The sequence below is a fragment of the Paragemmobacter kunshanensis genome, from assembly GCF_011059185.1.
Lineage (GTDB): Bacteria > Pseudomonadota > Alphaproteobacteria > Rhodobacterales > Rhodobacteraceae > Paragemmobacter > Paragemmobacter kunshanensis.
Window position 1 is genome coordinate 1 of sequence record NZ_JAALFE010000026.1, and the last position, 22,531, is coordinate 22,531.

Genomic DNA, 22,531 nt, shown 5'->3' on the forward strand with positions numbered 1-22,531 from the left:
TCGGGGAAGGGTCACATGGGTCAAATCTCAATGGAAATCTTCAGCCCAACCGGGTCAGCTCTCAGCGCAAATCAACACGTACGGGTCATCATGTCGACTTCGGGGTAAATGGTGTCGATACGGCCCGGAATTGGACCATCCGTGAGGCCCCGAAAACTCACGCGAACCTCTGCTCCGACTACAATCTCCATCAGGGCCGCTTCAGGCACTTCGGCGATCACCCAGACGGTCGAGGTGTCAGCGATGCGGAACAGGGTTTCGCCCGCCTCCGACATCATGCCTTCGACCGCCATCCTCTCCAGCACCACGCCGCTGCGCGGGGCCATGATCGGAATACTGACCGTCGTCTGGCCCTCAGTCGCAATGCGGTCGATCACCTCGCCCGGCACGCCGAGGTTTTCCAATCGTTGCCGCGCGCCCTCCCCTAACCGCCCGTCCGACCGCACGTCGGTTAGGAACTGTGCAAGGGCGGCAGCGATCTCGGGCGAATAGAGCGTCACGAGCGGCGCGCCTTCCCTGATCATGCTGCCGGTTGTCACATTGGCAACGGTTTCAATGAAGGCATCGGCGCGCAGCGAAATCACGCTGATCCGGCGTTCGTCCAGTTCCACGATTCCCGGCGCGCGCCATGTGGCCGCCAGGGGGGCCAGCACCGCCTCGGCCGTGCGAACTCCGCTGCGCTGCAACTTACCGGGGCTGACGGTGACCGAACCGTCATCGTTGTCTTCGCCGTCATAGACGGCGATGTAGTCCATCCCCATCGAATCCTGCTTCGGCACTGGCGAGGTGTCGGGCAGGCCCATCGGGTTACGGTAATAGAGGATGGTCCGCTCCCCTGTTTCCACCATAGCCATTTCTGTAGAGGGCTCAGGAGCAGGGCCCAGCGAGAGGTCCTCGCTGGCCAGGACAGGCAAGAAGACCCGCCCATCCGCCGTTTGCCGGAGGGATGACGACCATTCGGGCAATCCGTCTGGATGCCTCCAGTAGATCACCGGGCCGATTGGCTCTGCTTGCGGGGCATCGACACCCGGCATGGCGGCCGCATCATTGCCCATCAACACAGCAAGCTGCATTCTGGCCATGCCCATCAGGCTGGCCACGGTGATCCCCTTTTCGCCAGCGGTCAGCCCGACCCATCCGGCTGTTCCCGCGACAAGGACTGCGGCCGTCAACTTGCCAAATGCTCTCATGGCTCGGCTCGCATTTCCAGCTCTGCCTTTACAGTTTCAGGTTCACCCTGCACCTTTGCCGCCACCGAAAACCGCCATCCCCCCGCCATGGTGAGATCCGTGCTGAACAGGTAGATGCCCGGAACTACAGTCGGCAATGCGGTGACGGGTGAGGTCATCATCTCCATCCCGTCGGGGGCCATATCCATGCGTGTCGCATAGATGACCGCGCCCTCGACGGGCTGGCCGGTGCGAAGATCAGTCAGACGAAGTTCAATCGTCACCCCTGATCCGACACGGTGGTCGGTCGAGACAATCTCGAAACGGTAGTCGTCTGCACCTGCCCACAGGGCAGATGCGCCAATGAGAAGTGCAAGAACGGAGCCGCAGGTGCGGCGGAACATGTTTGTCATGAGGAAGACCCTTTGATTGCAGCGATAGCGCACCCGCAAAGCCAATTGGCGCAGGTGCAAACGGCATCATCCGCGTGCTCACGCACGCGGCAGGGTCAAACGCGGGGAGGTCGCCTTAAGCCATCCGGTGGAAGCCCGGATGGTAGATGGACGTCAGGGAGCATCAGGGTTGCAGCGGATGCCTCGTCGGTCACAGAAAGCCCGGGGACTTGCGCCAGGGCGAGCATTGTCATTCCGCCACGCGCCATCATTTCGCAGGCGACGCCGCATGCCTGATCGTCAGGGCAATCGCCTTCGCAGCACGGGTCGGCAGCCGCCGCGATCTCTGCCGCAAGTCCGGCCGATACCTCACTGACTGTGGCCCCGATCAGGGACACAGCCAAAAGCACCGACAGAAATGATCGGACAATCCAGGACATTAAGAACCCATGACATGCGGACACAAATTCGGCAACGCACATCCGGTTGAACGGAGTGCAGTTGCTGCTCAGGCTGCCCGGGGCGCAAAGAGGATGATTGCAGCGCCGAGCACACAAATCGCGGCACCGGTCACGTCCCACGCATCCGGGCGCTGCTTCTCGACAAGCGAGAGCCAGCCAAGGGAGGCGGCAATGTAGACACCACCGTAGGCCGCATAGGCACGCCCAGCGAAATCCGATGGCGCGAGGGTAAGGAGCCAGGCAAAGACCGCAAAGCTGAGGATGCCAGGAACCAGCCAGAGTGCGCTCGCTCCTTGTCGCATCCAAACCCAGAGCGCGAAGCAACCGGCGATCTCGGCAAGAGCGGCGCCGGCGTAGATGGTGAGCGTTGCAGCTGTGGTCATGGCGTCGGCTCTGTCTCCGGATGCCGATGATCGGTTGCGCAAAGCGAATGGTCGCCCAGAACTTCGATGACCCGGCAATCGGCAATCTTGCCGCCCGCACATTGCACGACCATGCGCTCGAGTTCGGCTTTCAGCGCGGTCAGGCGCGCAAGGCGACGTTCAACTTCGACCAACTGGGCCCTTGCGATGGCGTCCGCTGCAGCGCAGGACTGATCAGGTCTGTCCGACAAGCTGAGAAGGTCGCGGATCGCTTCCAGCGTGAATCCCAGATCGCGGGCATGCCGGATGAAGGCGAGCCGTTCCATCGCCTTGCGGCCATAAAGCCGCTGGTTGCCCGAGCTGCGTTCAGCTTCGGGAAGCAGGCCAATCTGCTCGTAGTAGCGGATCGTTGGAACCTTCACCCCGGCCGCGTCGCCCAATTTTCCGATGGTCAGCATCAGATTCCCCTTGAAGCTATAGTTGCTAGAGACATTAGGTTACTGATTCGATGAAATCAACTGCCCGCCCTGCGGCAGGAGGAATAACGATGTCGGAAGCTGCACGCGAAACGTCCTGCGACTGGACCGTAACAGGCATGGACTGCGGGTCCTGCGCAACAAAAATCAAGGATGCTGTCGCGCGTCTGCCGGGAGTAAGTGGCGTCGAGGTCGGGATCATGTCCGAGCGCCTGCGACTGACGCTGGACGAAGCACAGACCGGGAAAGACAGGATCGAAAAGACTGTCCGCGCACTAGGCTACGAGATTGCGCCACGTACGGCATCGGCGAAGAAAGAGTTCGTGCTGCCCGGCGCACAGGTTGCGGCCGAAAAGACCGACGCGCATCCGGATGTCGATCACGCCAAACACGATCATGAGGGACACGACCATGATGGTCACGATCATGGCCCAAAGGTAGACGGCGCCAAGCAGGACGAGGCCAGCCACGGCAGCCCCGGCCATATCCATGACGACCCCGCTGACCGGGGCAAGCGGTGGTTTCAGACCGCCAAGGGCAGGCTGGTGATCTTCACTGCACTTTTGCTGGGGACTGCCTGGATTATCGAGTATCTGGCACCCGAGATCGGCAAATGGGCCTTCGTCGCCGCTTGTCTGATCGGGGTGGCCCCGGTAGCGCAGCGCGCCTTTGCGGCATTGCGGATGGGTCAGCCCTTCACCATCGAAAGCCTGATGACGATTGCAGCCGTCGGCGCGCTCTTCATCAATGCTGCCGAAGAGGCGGCGCTGGTGGTGTTCCTGTTCGCCGTGGGCGAAGTGCTGGAAGGCGTCGCCGCAGGCAAGGCACGGGACGGCATCCGGGCGCTGGCAAACCTTGTACCCAAGACAGCGCAACTGGTCACAGGCGACAGCACCCGCGAGGTGCCTGCCGCAAGCCTGTCCGTGGGCCAGACCGTGCTTGTGCGCCCCGGCGATCGCATTCCGGCCGATGGTGAGATCACCGACGGCACCTCTGGCGTCGACGAAAGCCCGGTCACTGGTGAAAGCGTGCCCAAGACGCGCGGCCCGGGGGATGCGGTTTTTGCCGGGGCTATCAACACCGAGGCGGCACTGCGTATCAAAGTGACCAAGGGGCCGGAAGACAACACCATCGCCCGCATCATCCGTCTGGTCGAAGAAGCTGAAGAGGCGCGCGCGCCGACCGAACGCTTCATTGATCGGTTCAGCCGCTGGTACATGCCCGCCATCGTCGCCGTGGCAGCGTTGGTGGTCCTGGTGCCGCCGCTGGCTTTTGGCCAGCCGTGGGATACCTGGGTCTATCGTGGCCTGGCGCTTCTACTGATCGGTTGCCCCTGCGCACTGGTCATATCGGTTCCGGCTTCCATCGCTTCGGCCATGTCCACCGGTGCGCGACGCGGCCTCTTGATGAAAGGCGGTGCCGTGATCGAAGCGGCGGCGAAGGTCGATGTCGTGACCTTCGACAAGACCGGGACGCTGACACATGGCCGCCCGCAGGTGACGGATGTCGTGCCGTTTGGGTCCACCACCGAAGCCGAGCTTCTGGCCGTTGCGGCCGGGGTCGAGATGGGGTCGAGCCATCCGCTCGCCATCGCCATCCTGAACAAGGCCAAGGACGCAGGCGTGGCCGCGCTGTCGTCGCAGGATGCAAAGGCGTTGATGGGCAAAGGCGTGGTCGCGACGGTGGGTGGTGCGCCCGCATGGGTCGCCTCTCCGCGTTACGCGATGGAACATGGTGGGCTTGAAGGCCTTGGTTTGCGGCAGGCCACGATCTTCGAGGAGGATGGCAAGACTGCTGTTGCGGTGTTCCGCGAGAAGACCCCACTTGGGTTGATTGCCATGCGGGACGAACCGCGCGCGGATGCCAAGGACGCTGTGCGCCAGCTGACGGCCATGGGGGTGACCTCGGTGATCCTTACCGGGGACAACCCGCGCACGGCCTCTGCAATTGCCGGAAGCCTTGGGCTGAAGTTCGAGGCTGACATGCTGCCCGAAGACAAGCTCGCCTATATCCGCGAGATCGGCTCCAAGGGCGGCGTAATGATGATAGGCGACGGCATCAACGACGCGCCGGCGCTAAAACAGGCGTCGGTCGGCGTGGCGATGGGATCGGGCACCGATGTGGCGCTGGAAACCGCCGATGCTGCAATCCTGCGCGACCGGGTGACCGACATTCCGGCCACGATCCGGCTGTCACGCGCGGCAATGGCCAACATCCGCCAGAACGTGACCATCGCCCTTGGCCTGAAAGCCGTGTTTTTGGTGACGTCAGTCTTCGGTCTGACCGGCCTGTGGATCGCGATCCTGGCCGATACCGGGGCGACAGTGCTTGTGACCCTGAACGCCCTGCGCCTGCTGCGGTTCAACCCTGAGCGTGAGAGCTGACATCATGATCTCGGGTTTTGGCTGGGCCGCGCTGGCCCTTCTTTTCGGCTATCTGGCTCTGTTCTTCTGGGGCAGTGCTTTGGCGACGCAAGCGGCGGGGCGATCCGTCTGGCTGTTTTCGCGCGCCACGGGACGCGACCGTCTGGCCGCGATGGGGTTTCGTGCGGCCTTTGCGCTTGCCTTTTTCGGGCCACTTCTCTGGCTCGCCGTACCCGCAATACACAAGGTCGATCCGCTCTGGACTGAGGGGCGCGCCATCTTCCTCGGCCTGATCGGAGTCTTTGTCGCAGGTCTTGGCGCAATGGTCGCCTTTGCAGCACAGATGTCGATGGGATCGTCCTGGCGCGTCGGCGTGACAGCCGGCGAGACCGGCGATCTGGTCTCGAACGGGCTCTACCGCTTTAGCCGCAACCCGACCTTTGTTGGTCAGTTTGCCCTGCTGGCAGGTGTTGCGATGGCGGTTCCGGCAGTCCCGACAGTCCTCGCGCCAATCCTGTTTCTCTGGTCGGCCAGCACGCAAGTCCGGTCGGAAGAGGCCGCATTGCGTAACGCAATCGGGCCTGACTATGACCGTTACGCCGCATCGGTCCCGCGCTGGATCGGCTTAAACCGCAAGGCAACACGATGACCCGGACGATGCTGATTTCCCTGATCGTTGCAACAGTTCTGGCCGATCAGCTGACCAAGGCAGCGGCGCTGTCGCTGCTGTCGCAGGGGACTGCCGTCCCAGTCGTTCCGGGCTTCAACCTTACCCTTGGCTTCAACGAGGGTGCGAGTTTCGGCATGATGGGCGGAATCATGGCGGGCAAGCCTCTCCTGATGGCGGCGCTGACTGGCGCTCTGACTTTAGCCTTCGCCGTTATGGCCTTCCGCGCGCACCACGCACTGGAACGGGCTGGCTTTGCTCTCGTGGTGGGCGGCGCGCTTGGCAACATCATCGACCGCCTGCGACAGGGTGCCGTGACCGATTTTCTTGATTTCTATTGGCGCGACTGGCATTGGCCGACATTCAACTTCGCCGATATTGCGATCACTCTGGGCGCGGTCCTGATCCTTGCCGCCTCTCTTCCCCTTCGACGCCGCAAGGAGCCAGTTCTTGACCAAAGCTGACCCGCAGAGTCTGTCGCGCGACGATCTCTCACTGATCGCCGCCTTCCTGATTGCGTTGGCGGCGACGCTTGGCGCGCTCTTTATCGGCGAAGTGTTGGGACAGATGCCCTGTACGCTCTGCTGGTATCAGCGCATCGCCATGTTCCCCTTGGTGCCGATCCTTGGCATTGCGCTGTGGCGTGGGGACGGCATGGCGCGCACTTACGCCTTGCCGCTGGTCTTGACCGGGCTGGCGCTGGCGGCCTGGCATTCGGGCCTTTACGCCGGCATCTTGCCCGCGCCGGTCGTGCCCTGCACCGAGAATGGCCCATCCTGCACCGGCGAAGCGCAAATGATCCTCGGCCTGCCCATCCCCTATCTTTCAGCGGTCGCCTTCGTGGCGATCCTTGTTTGTCTCCTCCTGCCGAAAGGACACCGCCCATGAATCGTCGCAACCTCCTGATCGGAGCATCCGCACTCGGGCTCGCCGCCTTTGCAGGTGGCACCATCATCCTGAATCGTCGCCGCGCAGCCGAGGCAGAGGCAATGGCTGCCGCCACGCCAATCGCAGATCAGGCACTTCTGGTTCGAGAGTATTCCCCCAGCTTCGGTCCCGCCGATGCGCCCGTCACATTGGTCGAGTTTTTCGACCCCTCCTGCGAGGCCTGCCGCGCTTACCACCCGGTGGTGCAGGAAATCCGGCGGCAGTTTCCAACGCAGGTCCGCGTCGTACTGCGCTACACTGTGTTCCACGAAGGCTCGGACGAGGCGGTGCGCATCCTTGAAGCTGCGCGGATGCAGGACAAGTTCGAATCGGTTCTGGACGCGCTTTTGGAGCAGCAGCCCGGCTGGGCCGTTCATGGCTCGCCAGAGATGGATGTCGCTTGGGAAATCGCTGGTGCCGCAGGTCTCGATCTGGAGAAGGCGGAAACCGACCAGTTCTTTCCGGGGATCACCGGCATTCTGAACCAGGACACGGCAGATGTCGAAGCACTCGCCATCCGTCAGACCCCAACGTTCTTCCTGAACGGCAAGCGGCTGGAAAACTTCAGCGCCGACAGCCTGATCGCCGATGTGCGGTTCGCGGTCGAGAATAGCTGACGGCGTTCAGGACCGGCTTACGAAGGCCGAAAACAGGGCCAGCGTACGCTCGCTGACGTGATGCTCAATGCCCTCGGCATCGCGTTCCGCCGTCTCGGGATCGAGACCCAGACTGATGAGAAAGCGCAGCACGATTTCGTGCCGCCGTCGGCATTCCTTTGCCAGCGAACGCCCGTCATCTGTCAGAAAGACCGACCGATACTTCGCGCGTGTTATCAGCCCCTCCCGCGCCAGGCGGTCGAGCGTCTTGCTCACCGTCGGCACTTTCACGCCAAGCCGTGCGGCGATGTCCACCGGGCGAGCTTCGCCGTGATCGTGGATCAGTTCGGCAATCAGCTCGACATAGTCCTCGGCCAACTCTCGGCTGCGGGCCTCGCGCACGCCCTGAAACGCTTCTGCGCGCGCGTCGGTAGGGCGGTCATGGGTTGCGGGCTGCGTCTGGGGGTCAAGATCGTGCTGTGTCATCAGTTCAGTGTCGCACAGGGAGGATTGACAAGTAAAGTTGCGCCACTGATTGTTAGCAATGTCTAACTTTATGCGCCGAGACTTTGGTGCGACCTTGCGACCATAGAAAGCATCAACCCATGCCCGCAAACGCCTGGCGACAAGAGCGTGAGACGCCTTCATTGTCCGAGGTCTTCCGCAGCATTGCGGTTGGCAATGGCGGCACCAGTCGGTTCCGGCGCTTCCTTGCGTTCATCGGCCCCGGATACCTTGTGGCCGTGGGCTACATGGACCCCGGCAACTGGGCGACCTCGCTCGCAGGCGGGGCGGCCTTTGGCTACACGCTTTTGTTCGTGGCCCTGCTGTCGAACATCATGGCGATCCTGCTGCAATCCTTGTGCGCCCGGCTTGCCGTCGCCTCGGGGCGCGATCTGGCACAGGCCTGCCGCGATGCGTTCCCCAAGTGGATGTCGGTCCCGCTTTGGGTGCTTGCGGAAGGGGCGATCATCGCCACCGACCTTGCCGAGGTGATCGGCACCGCCATCGGCCTGAACCTGCTGTTCGGCATCCCGCTGGAGATCGGCATCTTCATCACCGCCGCCGACGTATTCCTGATCCTGTGGTTGCAGAACAAGGGGTTCCGATGGATCGAGGCGCTGATCATCTCGCTCATGGCGCTGATCGCCGCCTGTTTCGTCGTGCTGATCGCGCAGGCTGATCCGGTCTGGGGCGAGGTCATCGCCGGGTTTGCCCCCAGCCGCGAGATTTTCGGTAACCCGACCATGCTCTATCTGGCGCTCGGGATCATCGGTGCGACCGTGATGCCCCACAATCTGTATCTGCATTCCGGCATCGTGCAGACCCGCGCCTTCGGCCTTGATCTGCCAGCCAAGCGCGAGGCGCTGCGGCTGGCGACCTGGGACAGCACCATCGCGCTGATGTTCGCGCTGACGATCAACGCATCGATCCTGATCCTTGCCGCCGCCGCGTTCTACACCGTCGGCGAAAACGATGTGGCCGAGATCGACAAGGCGCATCTGCTCCTGGAGCCCTTGCTGGGGTCATCGCTGGCGCCGATCCTGTTCGGGGTTGCGCTGCTCTGCGCCGGCCTCAATTCCACTGTCACCGCCACCATGGCAGGCCAGATCGTCATGGAAGGGTTCATCAATCTGCGCATCGCCCCCTGGGCGCGGCGGCTCATCACCCGCTGCCTTGCGATCGTGCCCGCGATCTTCGTGATCCTGCTTTATGGCACCGAAGGCGTGGGGCAGCTTCTGATCCTCAGTCAGGTCGTGCTGTCATTCCAGCTGCCTTTTGCCATCGTGCCTTTGGTCATGTTCACCGCCAGCCGCGCCAAGATGGGCGAACTGGTGGCTCCGCGGTGGTTGACTGCCTTGTGCTGGTTGATCGCGGCGGTGATCATCGTGCTAAACGTGAACCTGCTGTCCACTGTTCTGTTGGGCTAACGCCAGCCAGCTCCTTCCGGAAACCAAAGGTGAAACCGGTCACGGAATCCCGCTTGAAGTCCAAGGGCGTGGCCTGGCAGAGAAATCAGATCAGCAGCACCTGAGTGCCTACTTGTGCGATGTCGTAGAGTTCTATGACATGCTCATTGTACAGACCGATGCAGCCATTCGATGACCTGCGTCCGATCTTTCGAGTGTCGTGGGTGCCGTGGATCAAGTAGGCCGGCCATGACAGATACAATCCCCGGACACCCAATGGGTTGTCCTTGGATCCACCCTCCACCATCTTCGGCCAGTCCGGGTTGCGCTCGAGCATGGATGCCGTCGGGTGCCACGGCGGGTTCACGGCCTTGCGGACAACCTCGGTCCGCCCGAGCCGGGTCAGTTCCTCGGACAGAGGGACAGACGATGGATAGAGCCGGTAGACCGACTGATCCTCTGACCAATAGTGCAGTGCGCGCGACTTGGTGTCCGCGAGAATTGCGCCACCCCGGGTATTTTCAAAGTAGTCCTGCCACTGAGGCATCCGGAAGCTGGACACGTTGTTCCGCACACTGCTGGAGACAGGAGCTTGAAACTCCGTGCTGCCTTCCTGCGCCCAGGCTGGCAGGGCTGCAAAACTGGCCACCCCGATTGCTCCCCTCAGCAAAGCCCGCCGCTTCATAAAATCGCTGGTCATGGAACACTCCTTCAAGCGCTTTTTGCGAGTGCGAGTATCGTTCGCTCGTGGACGAGGCAAATCAAACAGCCGTTAGCAGTCAGCATTCGGGGGCGATGAGCGCGACCATCCTTTCTCCCCGCAACCGTACGCTAGGTTATCTGGCGGCTTGCAGGCGACGAATATGTCCCGCCACCTCTTGGTCGTCCTGTTCAGAGCGGACAATCCTTCCACAGTTTCAAGCCCACATCGAAAATCGATCACTTTACCACCAGTCTGACAATGCTGTGATCTGCGAACAGACGCATTGCACCTCAAGTTACTAGAGCAGTTAGCCGTCATCCCTAATTCAGGGGTTGTGGCACGATTGTTCTTTCCAGACGCACGCCAATTTTCCAGCAGGAAGCCCATCCAAAGCTGGGCCAGTTTGGGGGCCGCCATCGTGGCAGGTGCCCTTTTCGTCTTGGCTCTGCAGCCATACTCGATCCTGCCACTTGCGCTGATCGCCTTCGCTCTGCTGGCAGTATTGGTGCGTGGCGCATCCGGTTTCATCGCGTTCAGGCTGGGATACTTCTTCGGCCTCGGTCAATTCGTGTCCGGGCTTTTCTGGATCACCGAAAGTTTTCAGGTTGAGGCGGACCGGTTCGGTTGGCTGGCTCTGCCGGCGGTTCTTGGTCTTTCGGCGCTTCTGTCGGTCTTTCCTGCCCTGGCCTGCGCTCTGGCGGCACGGATGGAACGCGCCGGGTTGCCGTTGGCACTCTCGATGGCGACAAGCTGGACCGCCACGGAGTGGCTGCGAGGCCATGTTCTCACCGGGTTTCCCTGGAACCTAGCTGCCTACACACTCTCTGACTGGACGGTCGCCGCGCAGGCTTCCTCTGTCGTCGGAACCTACGGCCTGGGATTTCTTCTGGTGCTCTGCGCCGCGCTGGCCGGACTGGCTTTTGTCTCGGCCGCCGACGGGAAACGCATCAGCCGCCTCGCCACCGCGGGCGCGATTGCCTTGTCGGTGACCGCATTTGGTGCGATGCGCTTGCTGCTCGCCGATGTGCCGTCAGAGCGCGGCGCGCAAATCCGTGTCGTTCAGCCGGACATCGCACAGAGTGCCAAGTGGGATGATGCCGCCCGAAACGCAAACATCCTGAAACTCATCGCGCTTTCGGCCCGGCTTGGCGACTTCGACATTCTGCTCTGGCCGGAAACTGCTTGGCCAGGGTTCCTGGCAGAGGATGCAGGTGCCCGGGCAATGTTGGGCTGGCTCTTGCCCGAGACCGGCGTCTTGCTGACAGGAAGCCCGGAACGGGAGGAAACCGGGGCCGGGACAGTCTACCGGAATGCCGTGCTTGCTATCTCTCGTGACGGCACCATTCTGACACGCTATGCCAAACATCATCTCGTTCCGTTCGGTGAGTACGTTCCGTGGCGAAACCTTTTGCCCCTTCAGCGTCTGGTTCAATCGCTCGGAGATTTCACGCCAGGGCCAGGGCCGCGGACACTGGCGTTCGGCCCACACCCCTATGCGGGGATCGCAATCTGCTATGAGATCATTTTTCCCGGACATGTCGTCGATGATGCGATCAGACCGGACTGGATCTTCAACGCGACAAACGACGCCTGGTTCGGTGCCTCGATCGGGCCATGGCAGCATTTGGCATCGGCCCGGATGCGGGCCATCGAAGAGGGCCTGCCTCTGGTGCGGGCCGCCAACACGGGAATTTCGGCGGTGGTTGATTCCTACGGAGCGACATTGGCAATGCTCGAAATCGACACGTCAGGCGTGATCGACATCCGCTTGCCGCGCCCATTGCCCGCAACCATTTACGCCCGCTTCGGAGACTGGGCGCTTCTCTTTCTCATGCTCACTTCATGGACGATCAGTGGCTACTGGGCCCGACGGCAACAGGCAAACCTTAAAGGTGCATCGACATGATCGGGCCGCTCTTCGCAATCATCGGGTTCCTTTGGGGTTACCTCGTTGCACGGCGGCGGGGCGGAAAGACCCTCGACCGCCTGCAGTACGGCGCAGGCTTCGCCATCGCCTTCGGGCTGTTCGGCACTCTCCTTGGAATCGCCCTCGCAAGGTATCTTGGGGCAGCCTGATCGGCGAAACCTCGCCGGTCCGGAAATCCTCACCTTTTTGTCGGTTGAACCTCTAGTTGCTCGAGGTTCTAGACGAAAAGCTGATCTCGCTTTCCGGACTGTTCATGCGTCTTCGTTCTCATCAGATTATCCTTTGGATCGCCGCCACTGCGGCGGTCATCACGTTTTCGGCGGTGCGGTGGTGGCCTGCAACGGACGACACCGCAGCAGTTGATTCAGCCTTTACGCCTTCCTTCGCGCTTGCAGACAGCGAAGGCCGCATCCGCACGACTGCCGAATTCCGCGGAAAGTTCCTGTTGGTGTTCTTCGGCTTTACAAGCTGCCCGGATGTCTGTCCGACGACCCTCTCCGAAGTCGCTCAGGTCATGGATGATCTTGGATCTGCCGCGGGATCGGTGCAGCCGATTTTCATTTCGATCGATCCCGAACGGGACAGGCGTCTGGGGCTGGCCGACTACACAACGGCCTTTCATCCAGCGATCCTTGGTTTGGCAGGAAGCGAAGAGGAAACAAAGTCTGCGGCCGCAAGCTTCAAGATTTTCTACGAGCAAGAGGCCGACACCTCATCGCCGGACGGGTACACGATGGCGCACAGTCCTGGCCTTTATCTCATCGGCCCCGATGGCGCGTGGCTGCGTCAATTCACCTACGGCACATCTGCGCCCGAAATCCTTTCCGACCTTCAATCGAGACTTTGACCTATGAAACACTTCCTTCTTGCCACAGCACTCGTCCTCTCTGCGCCTGCCGCGATGGCCTGTGAGACCGTGACAATCGGCGATCTTACCGTTGAACACGCTTGGTCCAAGGTGACGATCGGCGCGGGACGACCCGGCGTGTTCTATGTGGAGATCAAGAACACCGGGACCTCCGACGATGCGCTTGTTGGCATCGCGACGCCAGCAGCCGGAATGCCGATGTTGCACGAGACTGTCGTACAGGATGGCATCGCATCGATGCCCCATGCGATGTCAATCCCGGTGCCTGCCGGTCAGAGTGTGCAGCTCGCGCCGGGGGGTTACCACGGCATGCTGATGGGGCTGACGACAGCCCTCAAGGAGGGCGACAGCTTTCCGGTTACCCTTTCCTTCGAAAAGGCTGGTGAGGTTACCGTGAATGTCGTTGTCCTCTCGTTGCGTGCGGAGGGTCCGGATTGCGCCGACGCAGGGCAGTAATCCTGGGTGCGGGAGGGGCAGTCGGAGCCGTCGCCTTCATGCTGGGCGTCGGGGCCTTTCGCACGCGCAATCGGCCAAGCCGCAGCGAGGTCCTGCCCGTGCCGATCGGTCAGATGACCTGGACCTTGACCGACCACCAGGGTCGCTTGGTCCGACCCTCTGACTGGGCCGGTCGCCCTGTCATGGTATTCTTTGGCTTCACCTGGTGCCCGGACGTCTGCCCGACCACATTGAGCGACATATCGCTCTGGCTCGAGGAGCTGGGTGCCGACGCAAATCGTCTGATCGTGGCGTTGATTTCCGTCGATCCGGAGCGGGACACGCCAGACGTCCTTGCGGATTACGTGAGCAACTTCGATCCACGCATCATGGGGCTGACGGGCCCTGCTGACGAGGTCGCTCAGGCGGCCGCAGATTTTCGCGCAACCTATCGCCGCGTCGCCAAGGACGCCGGTGATTACACGATGGACCATACCGCCGGTGTATTTCTGTTCCACCCCGATGGGCGCTTAGCGAGCATCATCGACTTTCACGAGGACCGGCGCTTCGCCGTTCCCAAAATCCGCCGAACCCTCAGTTGAAAGGTCATTCTGCCAGATGATCCGCTCCGCATTTCTGATCCTTGCTCTCGCGTCATTTGCCCCGCTCCAGGCAGTGGCCGATCCTCCGACGGCGCATTTGCCTATGGCATTCGAAGCCACAATCGCCCCCGGTGACACCCTGGACAGCGTCCTTGGTCACGCAGGAATTCCCGGGGCGGTCCGGGCAGAAGCCGCCCTCGCGCTCTCAGGTGTGTACGACCTGACGGACCTGCGACCTGGCCACCGAATTGAATGGACTGCGGCGTCCGGAGATCCGTCATCGCTGACACGCCTGTCGCTTTTTGTGGAAGATGGTGTGGAGATCGCTCTCTCGTTCGACGGGCCGATCGCGGCACAACGGCGCGAACCGCCGGTTCGGGAAACGGACCGCCGGGAGACCTTGACCCTTGACGGAACTCTCTATGACGCCCTGATGGCGCGAAATGCACCCGAACGATTTGCAGTTGACCTAACGGCGCTGCTTGCGGGTCAGGTCGATTTTAGACGCGACCTCAAAGGCGGAGAAACTTTCGCTCTTGTCTGGCAGGAAGATCAGCTGCCCGATGGGAGCATCGCGGGCGAGCCGCGCCTGAGTTACGCTCGATTGGAGCTTTCTGATCGCGTCCTTGAACTCGTTGCGACCGAAGCCGCTGGCCCAGTCATCGTTTTCGAGGACGGCGAAGCCGTGCAGCGTTCAGCAGCACCCATTCTTGGCGCCCGCCTGTCGTCAGTCTTCGGCCGACGGAACCATCCTGTACTGGGCGGGGTTCGCATGCATACCGGAATCGATTACGCTGCACCCGTGGGAACGGAAGTCTCTGCGACCGGCGCCGGACGCGTGATCTTTGCGGGAACGATCCGCGGCTATGGCACCACGATCGACATCGATCATGGCGGCGGGGTCGTGACGCGATATGCGCATCTCTCCGAAATTGCCGAAGGCGTTCGCGTGGGGACACGGGTCAAGGCTGGAGACGAGATCGGCGCAGTCGGCGCGACCGGGCTCGTGAGCGGCCCCAACCTTCACTACGAAGTTCGTGTCGACGGCCGACCGGTCGACCCGAAAGACCAGGATGCCCTGCCGGAACAAGAAATTGCTTCGGCAGAAGATCTCGATGCACTCGCCACCTGGCGCAGCGAAACCGGCTTCATGCCAGCGAATGACGGGGAACGTGGATGAAGGAATATCGTATCGGCCGCCGCGAGGTCATTCTGGCAGCGACCGCCTTGGCCATAGCCCCTGCTGCAAGAGCAGAGGAAGAACCGCCGATCCATGTCGTAAAGGGGCGTGGCTGCGAATGTTGCGATGCATGGGTGGACTATCTGCGCGAACAGGGGTTCACGGTTACGGATGAGGTGTCGATGGGAACCTTGTTAATCCGCTTCAAGATGGATCAAGGCATACCAGCAAAAGCGTTTTCCTGTCACACGGGCACAGTTGACGGCTATGCGCTAGAAGGCCATGTCCCGGCTGCGGATATCCGCAGGCTTCTTGACGAGCGTCCTGACGTTGTTGGCCTCGCCGTGCCCGGCATGCCTTACGGCTCGCCGGGCATGGGATCAGAAGACAGTCGAGACGCTTACGATGTCCTGCTGGTTCGTCGGGATGGAAGCCTGGAAGTTTATTCAAGCTATCCGGCCGCCTGACATGAACCGCGATCGTATCGGATCAGCCAAACTGCCTGTGCGTCTTTTGGTGTCCACGCAGAAAATGGCGTCCGGTCACGTTATTTTGACTAACCGAGGTTTCAGCACAACGTCGGATTATCGGCGTCAATTTTTGCCGTAGGCGCTGTAAAGCAGCCAAATACGCCGGGACAGATCTGACGACCTGAATATTGAGGTGTCGGCAGACTATCCCGCTCAGTACCCGTCAAGAATCAGCTCGCCGCTGGTTTGGCGACTTTGAGGAGAATGGCCGCAACCGCTCGACCTGAGTTGCAGACAACCAGAACAAGCCGCTCGTGACCCACCCCAACTTTGGGAGCATGAACCAATTGTCAATCGCGCGATCAAGCGCATTTATAGGCTCTGACCGAAGCTATCTGAACTCGGCTTAAATGATAGACGAACTAGCGGGGTCAACCAGCACTAAGAGAGTAATAGTGAGCTTACTAGAAAAAGCCCAAAAGTAGCCGCACAGTTGCCAATGCGCACCCGTTAACTGACATCGCTCGATTATGAAACGCGCGGGGGGCACCTATGCGACTTCTCAGAAAAGTAAGTGAATTATCACACAAAGTGCGATCAAGACTGGCTCTCCTCGCCACAACTCTTGCATTTCTCTCGCCTCAACCCTCCTTCGCGATCGATAGCCGACAGACTGACACTGAAATGCTACCGATAGGGGCAGTCACCTCAGCTCCAGATGGGGCGTCAAATGTGTGCAATGTTTACGTTTGGGCTTGTGCGTAATCTGGTCGCACATTGAAGATTGGCGCGCTGCAACTTAAAGAGCTGCGGAAAGTTAACACTCAGATCAATCAGTCGGTTCGTTCCGTGAGTGACTTACAACAGTACGGTATCGCTGAACGCTGGACGCTGCCGACCAAAGGAAAGGGTGATTGCGAAGACTATGCCCTTTACAAGAAGTACGAATTGACGCGCGCTGGATTTCCGGCCGAGCAGCTATTGATTGCAACTCTTCTTGATTTGAACAGAGCGTCTCATGCCGTTCTCGTCGTGCGCACTGGCGCCAATGATCTCGTCTTGGACAACCTAACCAACAAGATCGTACCTTGGCACAAGACAGGATATACCTTTTTAAGAATGCAGGACCCTCGCAAGCCCAACCGATGGGTTTCAGTTATGGCAGGGGGGATTTTCCTTCGGTGAGAATGTCTTGACGGGCGTTCTGTGGCATACCTTTCAACTCGATTGTGTTGAATCTCACAACGTTTTTTGGACGCTTCAATTCCAGAATCTGATTGCGCACCAAGAGCAATTCAGAGCGCGAAGTTTCCGATCTCCAAACTGCCGGCCCTGGAAGGATAGCCCACGACCAGTCGCCGCAAGATCGATGCCCGTCGCGGGCGCTCCGCGACGCGATTCTCATCTTTTTCGTTATTGCTTTGCTTCATCATTGACTGATCAGCCCTGTTGACCTCGTCTTACGGTTAGAGGAGAGAATGCCGCACTAAGGTAGGATGTTGCAGTTGAGCAACGCTTGACCGTTGATCCTTTCGAGTTGCCAGCGTCGCGTTCAAACAGAACCCGAGGCCCCGGATTGGGTCAGAAGAAAACCGCGATGCGATGACGTGCTACTGATCCGGCGCTATCGCGAACTTGAGATTTTGACCAGCTATCCGGCGGCCTGAAATCACATCCGCCCGGGGTCCGATCTTTGGCAGACGGTCTTCGACCAACACCGACTTATCCCTCAGAGGGCACCGACGATCTGGTCAACGGCGTCCTCGCTGTCCCATGCGTACGGACCTTGAAGGCGTCCGATCTCCCGGGTCTGCCGGTCGATCAGAAGGGTTGTCGGCAGGCCGATGAAGGCAAGGGCTAGCTGAGCCCGAAGGGCTTCGGCCCAATAGAGCGGCAGATCGACGATGCCGATCTCGTCGTAGAAGCGTCGCCCCCTGCCGATCCCCGCGTCGTCGATGCACAGCGGCAGCACCGCGAAATCCGCACCGCCCAGCCGGGACTGGAGCCGGTCAAGTGTCGGCATTTCTTCCCTGCAGGGCGGGCACCAGGTCGCCCAGATGTTCAAGAGCATCACCCGGCCGGCGAAGTCGTCGAGTTTCCGCGTAGTGCCAGCTTCGTCAAGGATCGGCGGAGACAGCAGCGGTTGCGGATCCTTGAGCAGCCGGAAGGGTGGGCGAGCCTCGGCAGACCCTGCAAGGAAGGGCGCGGCGAGTGCACCAAGGACGGCACGGCGGCCGATAAGTGTTGGCATGGGTCCGCTCTCTCCGGGAAAGGGCCCGGACCCGCATACAGGCTGCGGGTCCGGGCGTGCGTCAGGCCGACACCGCGAACTCGGTCATCATGCCGGTCGAGAGATGCGGCATGTGGTGGCAGTGCAGCATCCACCGCGCCACCTCGCCCGCGTCCACCGCAACCGTCACCATGCCCATCGGCGGCACATGCACCGTGTCGCGCACCGCCCCCGCGATCCGGTCCATGCCGATACCCACCACCTGGAAGGCGTGGCCGTGCAGGTGCATCGGATGCGCCATCATCGACATGTTGTGAAACATGATCTCGACCCGGTCGCCGGTCTTCGCCGTGACGGGAACGTGGGTGCCCCAGGTCTGCCCGTTGATCGTCCAAATATAGGGCATCATTGAGCCGCCCAACATCAGCATCGGCTGCGAGGCTGGCGCGCGTTCGGGCAACGGGGTGACGGCGCGCAGGGCGGCCTCCTGCGCCAGATCGCCGCTGAAGGCGGGATGGTCGGCCTCCGACATCTCGGCGATCCTGGTCACCGCCGCGCCCGGCGTGGCAAGGATGACACCCGTCCTTTCCTTGGCACCTTCGCGCAGGGCAAGGATCGGGAAGGCCCCGCCATCACTCGGCACATCCAGTTCGACGTCCAGCCGCTGGCCCATTGCGACGCCAAAGCGGCTGCCGGGCAGGGGCTGCACTGGCTCGCCATCGACCGCTACCAGCCGCCCCGGCAGGATGCCGGTATCGATCCAGAAAACCGTCGCCGCCGCAGCGTTGATGATACGGACAAGGACCCGCCCGCCCTTGTCGATCTGAACCACTTCGGGGTCGTCCAGTGTGCGGTCGTTGGCGAGATAGGCGTCGAAGTTGTAGTCGTTCAGGTCCATCGCCATGCCGTCCATGCCCGGCATCGCCATCATGTCCCCCTGACCCATCGCACCCATGTCCATTCCGGAATGGTCCATGCCGCCCTGCCCCATCTGGCCGTGGTCCATTCCGGCCATGGATGCACCGCCGGTGATCTCTGCCAGGACCTCGGCGGGCGGTTTGAACGCGAAGTCGTGCAGGAACAGCGTCACCTCCTGCCGGTCGGCAGCAACGTCCTCGGGACGCCGCACGACCAGAGGTGCTGCAAGCAGCATCATCTCATGCGCCGGGATGTGGGCATGCATCCAGTGCGTGCCCGGTCGCGCCGCGAAATCGTAGGCCCGGGTTTCGCCGGGTTGAAGGACCGGCATCGGCAGGTCGGGGACGCCGTCCTGCGCGTTCGGCGGAATCTGCCCGTGCCAGTGGATGATCGTCGCCTCGCCAAGCGTGTTTGTCAGATCGACGGCGAAAGCCTGGCCCGGATCGAGGACAAGGCCGGACCGGCCAGCGCCGTCCAGAAGCCCCCAGACGGTTGCGGCTCTCCCCCGCACGTCGATGGTGCGGGTGGTGGCGGTCAGCGACATTCGGCCGGACTGGGCCCAGACCCGTGCGGGAAGCACCAGTGAAGCGGCCGTGGCCGCAGAAGCGGCCAGAAAGCCGCGGCGAGAAAGGGGCGACATGCGAATTCTCCTGTATCGTGTCGTGAATTGGACAAATGGTCCCCGGCGAATGCCAGAACCGTAGGCTCAGATCACGGCGATCTTGGGAGGCCGCCCCGGGGGCGGAATGGCCAGCGAGGTGGGAAGCATGACGATACCAACCTCACCATCGGAAGACCGCGCGACAGTTTCCGGAACCCGGTCCGGCGCAGGAAAGGCCGCGGCGGCGAACATGCAGTGTTGCTGACAGAGCAACTGCTGGGTCACGTCGTCCGCACCGCCCATCCCCGGCATCTGCGCAAGATGACCGGCCATGGCCATCATCTGTGCATGGTCGTCCTGGAACTGCTGCCGTCCTTCGCCCAGTGCCAGTACGGGCAGGATCGCCGCGACCAGATATGCGGCGAGGATCAGGACACGCATGCGAAACGACGACAAAGCCATGATTTATGTATCTATCAGGATTGGCTGCTCCCGTCATCTGACAGTTCGGTGTCCCTGATCGGCACCCGGCCTCGAATGTCTGCGGCATCAATGCCGCGTTTCCAAATCCTCCGTCGCACTGTCGCAGAGTTTACTGGTATCCATCGCAATTGCGCGGAACCTGCAAGAAAACGCGGGACAGCGACTCGATGAAAAAGCTTCTCCTCGCCCTTGCGGCAATCCTTGGCCTGGCGTCCTGCGGCGCCGAGCCGATCTGGGCACCCGATGAGGCCGTGGCCGCCGCGCGCTACGAACATCCCGGCCCGACCTCGGTCACGCTCTACACGGTACTCTCGACACGCAGCGGAGCGGGTGCTCATGCGGGCCTGCTGATCAACGGATCGCAGCGCGTGCTGTTCGATCCGGCTGGCACCTGGCGGCATCCCCGGCTGCCCGAACGCAACGACGTACACTACGGGATCACCCCGAAGATGGTGGATTTCTACATCGACTACCACGCCCGCGAGACCTACGACGTGGTTGAACAGACCGTCGAGGTTTCGCCCGAGGTCGCGGCACTGATCATGCAGCGGGCGATGGCCTATGGCGCGGTGCCGAAGGCGAACTGCACCATCGCGCTGTCGCGGGTGCTCGACGGCGTGCCCGGTTTTGAAAGTCTGCCGATGACCTGGTATCCGAAGCGGATGATGCAGGCGTTTGCCGAGTTGCCTGGCGTCGCCACACGGACAATCACCGACGATGACGCCGACGAGAACCATGGCGTTCTGCTGGTCCAGGCCGGGGATCCGCGGCTAGAGTAGCATTTCAGTGATCGGTGGCCGGGTTCACCAGACTTTGCTCGCGAATTCATGCGCCCGGAGCTATGGTTGCAGAAGAGTCTCATTGAAAGGCCGACATCATGACATTGTCCCGGCGCACGGTTCTCGCCGCTGTTCCTTGGCTGGCCGCAATTGCGGCAACCCCGGCCCTTGCCGGGGGTGACGAAAGCATCCACGTCGTCAAGGATCCAGGCTGCCCTTGCTGCAACGGGTGGATCGGACATCTACGCGACAGCGGCTTTCGCGTGACCTTCGAGGAACGCAGCATCGAGGAGCTTGAGGCGTTCAAGCGCGAGCGCGGCATTCCCGAGACCCTCGCCTCATGCCACACCGCCACCATCGGCGACTACACGGTCGAGGGGCATGTGCCCGCTGCCGACATCCGGCGGCTTTTGGCTGAACGCCCTGCTGCCGTCGGCCTCTCCGTTCCCAGAATGCCCTACGGGTCGCCGGGCATGGGCCCCGAGACCGAGCGCGAGGCCTATGACGTCATCCTCGTCGGCACGGACGGCAGCGGCAGTGTCTTCACGAGCTACGCCGCAGCCTGATCTCGATCAGCCGGTTGAGGTCTGTCCAGTGCCAATGACGCCTGGCACTGTTGGTGCTTTGGTCACCAGGGCAGACCGGAGGCGGTTGATCGCCAGCCGTCTTCCAGCGCGTCTTGCGGGACCACACCGTCCAGAGGTCTGATCGCGACGTCGAGCCTGCGAGCCGCATGATACCCCGTTGCCGCCATCACACCAGGCGTCGCGCCATAAGCGACCCGATAGCGCGACACGAAACTGTCGGTTCCGTCGTCACTGTCCCACCCGTCCGGCGGAACGGCCTGCTGCAAGACCGTAGTTGCCGACCGATACGCACGCGCGGCATCGCTGGCCAAAGGTTCGGGGCCAAGGACAATCACGACATCGGTCGGCTCGTCGGGCGTGCCGAACAGGCCTTCGACCAGCCCGGCTGCATCTCGTGGAAGCGGCAAGATCTGCACATCAACCCCGCCGAGATGCCCGTCGGACGTTTCGTTGGCGTGCCCGTCCCGTTCGTCCGCTGCCAGCAGGAAACCGCGGACGGCCTCTGCAAGGTTTTCCTCGACGTTCTCGCCGACGACCAGAAGGCTCACGGTGAACGAATGCGCCCAAGCAAACCCTGCAAGGCCGATCCACACCGCGGCCACGAGGACGGATTTTCCGATCCTGCCCAAGACCGTCACTCTGACCGGGAAGGGCCGCCAAAGAAGGATAACAGGAAGGCGTGGGATACGGGCACTCATTCGACAGCCCGTGCCGCTGACACCGCTTCGGCAAGCTGCGCCTTCTCGACGAAACCGGGGATCAGCTGGTCGCCTACCACAAAAGACGGCGTGCCGTTGAAGCCGAGCGCCTCGGCCAGTCGCATAGACGTGGCGATATGCTCCTCGACCTCGGGCGATTGCATGTCGGCCTTGAGCTGCTCGACATCGAGCCCGACCTCGCCCGCGATCCGCAGCACCGACTGTTCCTCCAACTTGGCGCGTGCGCCCATCAACGCATTGTGCAATTCGGCATACTTGCCCTGCTTCCGCGCGGCCAAAGCGGCCCGCGCCGCGATCGCTGACCCTTCGCTGAGTATGGGCCACTCCCGAAGCACAAGACGGATGTTCCCGTCCTCGGCCAGCAGGGCGTCGATTTCGGACATCGCGCGTTTGCAGTAGGGACAGTTGTAATCGAAGAACTCCACCACCGTTAAGTCGCCTTCCGCGTTGCCGAGGACCGGAGCGTTGGGGTCGCGCTCCAGCAGGGTGCGCTCGTCAGCCAGGGTCGCGGCGGCAGCGGCGGCCTGGGCCTCTGCCTGGCGCGCCTCCAGCGTTTGGAGCGCCTCGAGCACAAGCTCCGGGTTCTCGCGCAAGGTTTCGGCGACCAGTTCCCTGATCCGGTCCTCGGTAATCTCCTGCGCCAGGGCGAGCCTGGGAGCGAAAACGAGCGTGATGGCAAGCAGGATTGACGTGACGCGCATGGGAA

At 61.8% G+C, this 22,531-nt stretch carries 27 protein-coding genes; 16 read left to right on the plus strand and 11 right to left on the minus strand.

Features of this window, described 5'->3' with window-relative positions:
• Positions 1 to 71 precede the first annotated feature (71 nt).
• The 4 genes from G5V65_RS18650 to G5V65_RS18665 all read right to left on the minus strand — a co-directional run bounded on the left by G5V65_RS18650 (position 72) and on the right by G5V65_RS18665 (position 2,842).
• On the minus strand, positions 72 to 1,100 hold the full coding sequence (locus tag G5V65_RS18650) for an efflux RND transporter periplasmic adaptor subunit (protein WP_343162865.1): 1,029 nt from the start codon (positions 1,098 to 1,100) through the stop codon (positions 72 to 74).
• Between the two features lie 86 nt (positions 1,101 to 1,186).
• Entirely contained in the window at positions 1,187 to 1,582 is a 396-nt protein-coding gene (locus tag G5V65_RS18655) for a FixH family protein (protein WP_165053219.1), read from the minus strand.
• Between the two features lie 487 nt (positions 1,583 to 2,069).
• Entirely contained in the window at positions 2,070 to 2,405 is a 336-nt protein-coding gene (locus tag G5V65_RS18660) for a YnfA family protein (RefSeq protein ID WP_165053222.1), read from the minus strand.
• Positions 2,402 to 2,842: a MerR family transcriptional regulator gene (locus G5V65_RS18665; protein WP_165053225.1), complete on the minus strand. Its 441-nt coding sequence runs from the start codon at positions 2,840 to 2,842 to the stop codon at positions 2,402 to 2,404. Before G5V65_RS18665 ends, G5V65_RS18660 begins: the two co-directional genes overlap by 4 nt.
• Before the next feature lie 89 nt (positions 2,843 to 2,931).
• Here G5V65_RS18665 and G5V65_RS18670 point away from each other — a divergent pair, with 89 nt between their 5' ends.
• The 5 genes from G5V65_RS18670 to G5V65_RS18690 are packed head-to-tail and all read left to right on the plus strand — an operon-like array spanning position 2,932 to position 7,434.
• Entirely contained in the window at positions 2,932 to 5,244 is a 2,313-nt protein-coding gene (locus G5V65_RS18670; RefSeq protein WP_165053228.1) for a heavy metal translocating P-type ATPase, read from the plus strand.
• Positions 5,234 to 5,872, plus strand: coding sequence for an isoprenylcysteine carboxylmethyltransferase family protein (locus G5V65_RS22735; RefSeq protein WP_165053231.1), 639 nt, complete (start codon positions 5,234 to 5,236; stop codon positions 5,870 to 5,872). The genes G5V65_RS18670 and G5V65_RS22735 overlap by 11 nt, the downstream gene beginning before the upstream one ends.
• Positions 5,869 to 6,354, plus strand: coding sequence for a signal peptidase II (gene lspA / locus G5V65_RS18680; protein WP_165053234.1), 486 nt, complete (start codon positions 5,869 to 5,871; stop codon positions 6,352 to 6,354). Before G5V65_RS22735 ends, lspA begins: the two co-directional genes overlap by 4 nt.
• Complete coding sequence (locus G5V65_RS18685; RefSeq protein WP_165053237.1) at positions 6,341 to 6,778, plus strand: disulfide bond formation protein B; 438 nt, start codon at positions 6,341 to 6,343, stop codon at positions 6,776 to 6,778. Before lspA ends, G5V65_RS18685 begins: the two co-directional genes overlap by 14 nt.
• A complete protein-coding gene (locus G5V65_RS18690) occupies positions 6,775 to 7,434 on the plus strand; it encodes a DsbA family protein (RefSeq protein WP_165053240.1) in 660 nt (219 codons plus the stop codon). The genes G5V65_RS18685 and G5V65_RS18690 overlap by 4 nt, the downstream gene beginning before the upstream one ends.
• Before the next feature lie 6 nt (positions 7,435 to 7,440).
• Here G5V65_RS18690 and mntR read toward each other — a convergent pair whose 3' ends face one another.
• A complete protein-coding gene (gene mntR, locus G5V65_RS18695) occupies positions 7,441 to 7,899 on the minus strand; it encodes a manganese-binding transcriptional regulator MntR (protein ID WP_165053242.1) in 459 nt (152 codons plus the stop codon).
• 119 nt (positions 7,900 to 8,018) lie between these two features.
• On the opposite strand from mntR, the gene G5V65_RS18700 reads away from it, so the two are divergent.
• A complete protein-coding gene (locus tag G5V65_RS18700) occupies positions 8,019 to 9,344 on the plus strand; it encodes an Nramp family divalent metal transporter (RefSeq protein WP_165053245.1) in 1,326 nt (441 codons plus the stop codon).
• Between the two features lie 85 nt (positions 9,345 to 9,429).
• Here G5V65_RS18700 and G5V65_RS18705 read toward each other — a convergent pair whose 3' ends face one another.
• Positions 9,430 to 10,023 carry a L,D-transpeptidase gene (locus G5V65_RS18705; RefSeq protein ID WP_165053248.1) on the minus strand — a complete coding sequence of 198 codons (594 nt, stop codon included), beginning with the start codon at positions 10,021 to 10,023 and terminating at the stop codon, positions 9,430 to 9,432.
• 421 nt (positions 10,024 to 10,444) lie between these two features.
• Between G5V65_RS18705 and lnt the strand changes: the two genes are divergently transcribed.
• From lnt to G5V65_RS18745, 8 genes are all read left to right on the plus strand, one after another.
• Positions 10,445 to 11,932, plus strand: coding sequence for an apolipoprotein N-acyltransferase (gene lnt / locus G5V65_RS18710; protein WP_343162866.1), 1,488 nt, complete (start codon positions 10,445 to 10,447; stop codon positions 11,930 to 11,932).
• Entirely contained in the window at positions 11,929 to 12,102 is a 174-nt protein-coding gene (locus G5V65_RS18715) for a hypothetical protein (protein ID WP_165053254.1), read from the plus strand. Before lnt ends, G5V65_RS18715 begins: the two co-directional genes overlap by 4 nt.
• Before the next feature lie 56 nt (positions 12,103 to 12,158).
• A complete protein-coding gene (locus tag G5V65_RS18720; protein WP_241250646.1) occupies positions 12,159 to 12,800 on the plus strand; it encodes an SCO family protein in 642 nt (213 codons plus the stop codon).
• Positions 12,801 to 12,803: 3 nt separating this feature from the next.
• Entirely contained in the window at positions 12,804 to 13,277 is a 474-nt protein-coding gene (locus G5V65_RS18725) for a copper chaperone PCu(A)C (RefSeq protein WP_165053257.1), read from the plus strand.
• Positions 13,278 to 13,315: 38 nt separating this feature from the next.
• Positions 13,316 to 13,858, plus strand: coding sequence for an SCO family protein (locus G5V65_RS18730; protein WP_206526885.1), 543 nt, complete (start codon positions 13,316 to 13,318; stop codon positions 13,856 to 13,858).
• Between the two features lie 16 nt (positions 13,859 to 13,874).
• Positions 13,875 to 15,038: a M23 family metallopeptidase gene (locus tag G5V65_RS18735; RefSeq protein ID WP_165053262.1), complete on the plus strand. Its 1,164-nt coding sequence runs from the start codon at positions 13,875 to 13,877 to the stop codon at positions 15,036 to 15,038.
• On the plus strand, positions 15,035 to 15,505 hold the full coding sequence (locus tag G5V65_RS18740; RefSeq protein ID WP_165053265.1) for a DUF411 domain-containing protein: 471 nt from the start codon (positions 15,035 to 15,037) through the stop codon (positions 15,503 to 15,505). The genes G5V65_RS18735 and G5V65_RS18740 overlap by 4 nt, the downstream gene beginning before the upstream one ends.
• Positions 15,506 to 16,285: 780 nt before the next feature.
• Positions 16,286 to 16,693 (plus strand): transglutaminase-like cysteine peptidase, encoded by a 408-nt coding sequence (locus G5V65_RS18745; protein ID WP_165053268.1) that lies wholly within the window; start codon positions 16,286 to 16,288, stop codon positions 16,691 to 16,693.
• A 544-nt stretch (positions 16,694 to 17,237) separates the two neighbouring features.
• On the opposite strand, the gene G5V65_RS18750 is transcribed toward G5V65_RS18745, so the two are convergent.
• The 3 genes from G5V65_RS18750 to G5V65_RS18760 form a co-directional block, all read right to left on the minus strand.
• Positions 17,238 to 17,759: a TlpA family protein disulfide reductase gene (locus tag G5V65_RS18750; RefSeq protein WP_165053271.1), complete on the minus strand. Its 522-nt coding sequence runs from the start codon at positions 17,757 to 17,759 to the stop codon at positions 17,238 to 17,240.
• Positions 17,760 to 17,820: 61 nt separating this feature from the next.
• Positions 17,821 to 19,296: a multicopper oxidase family protein gene (locus G5V65_RS18755; protein WP_035714057.1), complete on the minus strand. Its 1,476-nt coding sequence runs from the start codon at positions 19,294 to 19,296 to the stop codon at positions 17,821 to 17,823.
• 66 nt (positions 19,297 to 19,362) lie between these two features.
• The gene (locus G5V65_RS18760; RefSeq protein ID WP_165053273.1) at positions 19,363 to 19,698 is read right to left on the minus strand and encodes a hypothetical protein; all 336 of its coding nucleotides are present in this window, start codon (positions 19,696 to 19,698) and stop codon (positions 19,363 to 19,365) included.
• A 209-nt stretch (positions 19,699 to 19,907) separates the two neighbouring features.
• Between G5V65_RS18760 and G5V65_RS18765 the strand changes: the two genes are divergently transcribed.
• Positions 19,908 to 20,519 carry a hypothetical protein gene (locus G5V65_RS18765; protein ID WP_105515995.1) on the plus strand — a complete coding sequence of 204 codons (612 nt, stop codon included), beginning with the start codon at positions 19,908 to 19,910 and terminating at the stop codon, positions 20,517 to 20,519.
• Between the two features lie 98 nt (positions 20,520 to 20,617).
• On the plus strand, positions 20,618 to 21,085 hold the full coding sequence (locus tag G5V65_RS18770) for a DUF411 domain-containing protein (RefSeq protein ID WP_035714052.1): 468 nt from the start codon (positions 20,618 to 20,620) through the stop codon (positions 21,083 to 21,085).
• Positions 21,086 to 21,147: 62 nt separating this feature from the next.
• Here the strand turns inward: G5V65_RS18770 and G5V65_RS18775 are convergent, their stop codons facing one another.
• Positions 21,148 to 21,708 (minus strand): hypothetical protein, encoded by a 561-nt coding sequence (locus tag G5V65_RS18775; protein WP_035714049.1) that lies wholly within the window; start codon positions 21,706 to 21,708, stop codon positions 21,148 to 21,150.
• A gap of 92 nt (positions 21,709 to 21,800) precedes the next feature.
• Positions 21,801 to 22,526, minus strand: a complete 726-nt coding sequence (locus tag G5V65_RS18780; protein ID WP_165053276.1) for a DsbA family protein — start codon at positions 22,524 to 22,526, stop codon at positions 21,801 to 21,803.
• Positions 22,527 to 22,531: the final 5 nt, after the last annotated feature.

Bases quoted from the DNA above. Each gene is read 5' to 3' on its own strand.
- G5V65_RS18730 (WP_206526885.1), top strand. From the start codon at position 13,316: ATGCTGGGCGTCGGGGCCTTTCGCACGCGCAATCGGCCAAGCCGCAGC.
- G5V65_RS18725 (WP_165053257.1), top strand. From the start codon at position 12,804: ATGAAACACTTCCTTCTTGCCACAGCACTCGTCCTCTCTGCGCCTGCC.
- G5V65_RS18660 (WP_165053222.1), bottom strand. From the start codon at position 2,405: ATGACCACAGCTGCAACGCTCACCATCTACGCCGGCGCCGCTCTTGCC.
- G5V65_RS18700 (WP_165053245.1), top strand. From the start codon at position 8,019: ATGCCCGCAAACGCCTGGCGACAAGAGCGTGAGACGCCTTCATTGTCC.
- G5V65_RS18780 (WP_165053276.1), bottom strand. From the start codon at position 22,526: ATGCGCGTCACGTCAATCCTGCTTGCCATCACGCTCGTTTTCGCTCCC.
- G5V65_RS18735 (WP_165053262.1), top strand. From the start codon at position 13,875: ATGATCCGCTCCGCATTTCTGATCCTTGCTCTCGCGTCATTTGCCCCG.
- G5V65_RS18670 (WP_165053228.1), top strand. From the start codon at position 2,932: ATGTCGGAAGCTGCACGCGAAACGTCCTGCGACTGGACCGTAACAGGC.
- G5V65_RS18690 (WP_165053240.1), top strand. From the start codon at position 6,775: ATGAATCGTCGCAACCTCCTGATCGGAGCATCCGCACTCGGGCTCGCC.
- G5V65_RS18715 (WP_165053254.1), top strand. From the start codon at position 11,929: ATGATCGGGCCGCTCTTCGCAATCATCGGGTTCCTTTGGGGTTACCTC.
- G5V65_RS18770 (WP_035714052.1), top strand. From the start codon at position 20,618: ATGACATTGTCCCGGCGCACGGTTCTCGCCGCTGTTCCTTGGCTGGCC.
- G5V65_RS18655 (WP_165053219.1), bottom strand. From the start codon at position 1,582: ATGACAAACATGTTCCGCCGCACCTGCGGCTCCGTTCTTGCACTTCTC.
- G5V65_RS18765 (WP_105515995.1), top strand. From the start codon at position 19,908: ATGAAAAAGCTTCTCCTCGCCCTTGCGGCAATCCTTGGCCTGGCGTCC.
- lspA (WP_165053234.1), top strand. From the start codon at position 5,869: ATGACCCGGACGATGCTGATTTCCCTGATCGTTGCAACAGTTCTGGCC.
- G5V65_RS18755 (WP_035714057.1), bottom strand. From the start codon at position 19,296: ATGTCGCCCCTTTCTCGCCGCGGCTTTCTGGCCGCTTCTGCGGCCACG.
- G5V65_RS18740 (WP_165053265.1), top strand. From the start codon at position 15,035: ATGAAGGAATATCGTATCGGCCGCCGCGAGGTCATTCTGGCAGCGACC.
- mntR (WP_165053242.1), bottom strand. From the start codon at position 7,899: ATGACACAGCACGATCTTGACCCCCAGACGCAGCCCGCAACCCATGAC.
- G5V65_RS18750 (WP_165053271.1), bottom strand. From the start codon at position 17,759: ATGCCAACACTTATCGGCCGCCGTGCCGTCCTTGGTGCACTCGCCGCG.
- G5V65_RS18760 (WP_165053273.1), bottom strand. From the start codon at position 19,698: ATGCGTGTCCTGATCCTCGCCGCATATCTGGTCGCGGCGATCCTGCCC.
- G5V65_RS18665 (WP_165053225.1), bottom strand. From the start codon at position 2,842: ATGCTGACCATCGGAAAATTGGGCGACGCGGCCGGGGTGAAGGTTCCA.
- G5V65_RS18705 (WP_165053248.1), bottom strand. From the start codon at position 10,023: ATGACCAGCGATTTTATGAAGCGGCGGGCTTTGCTGAGGGGAGCAATC.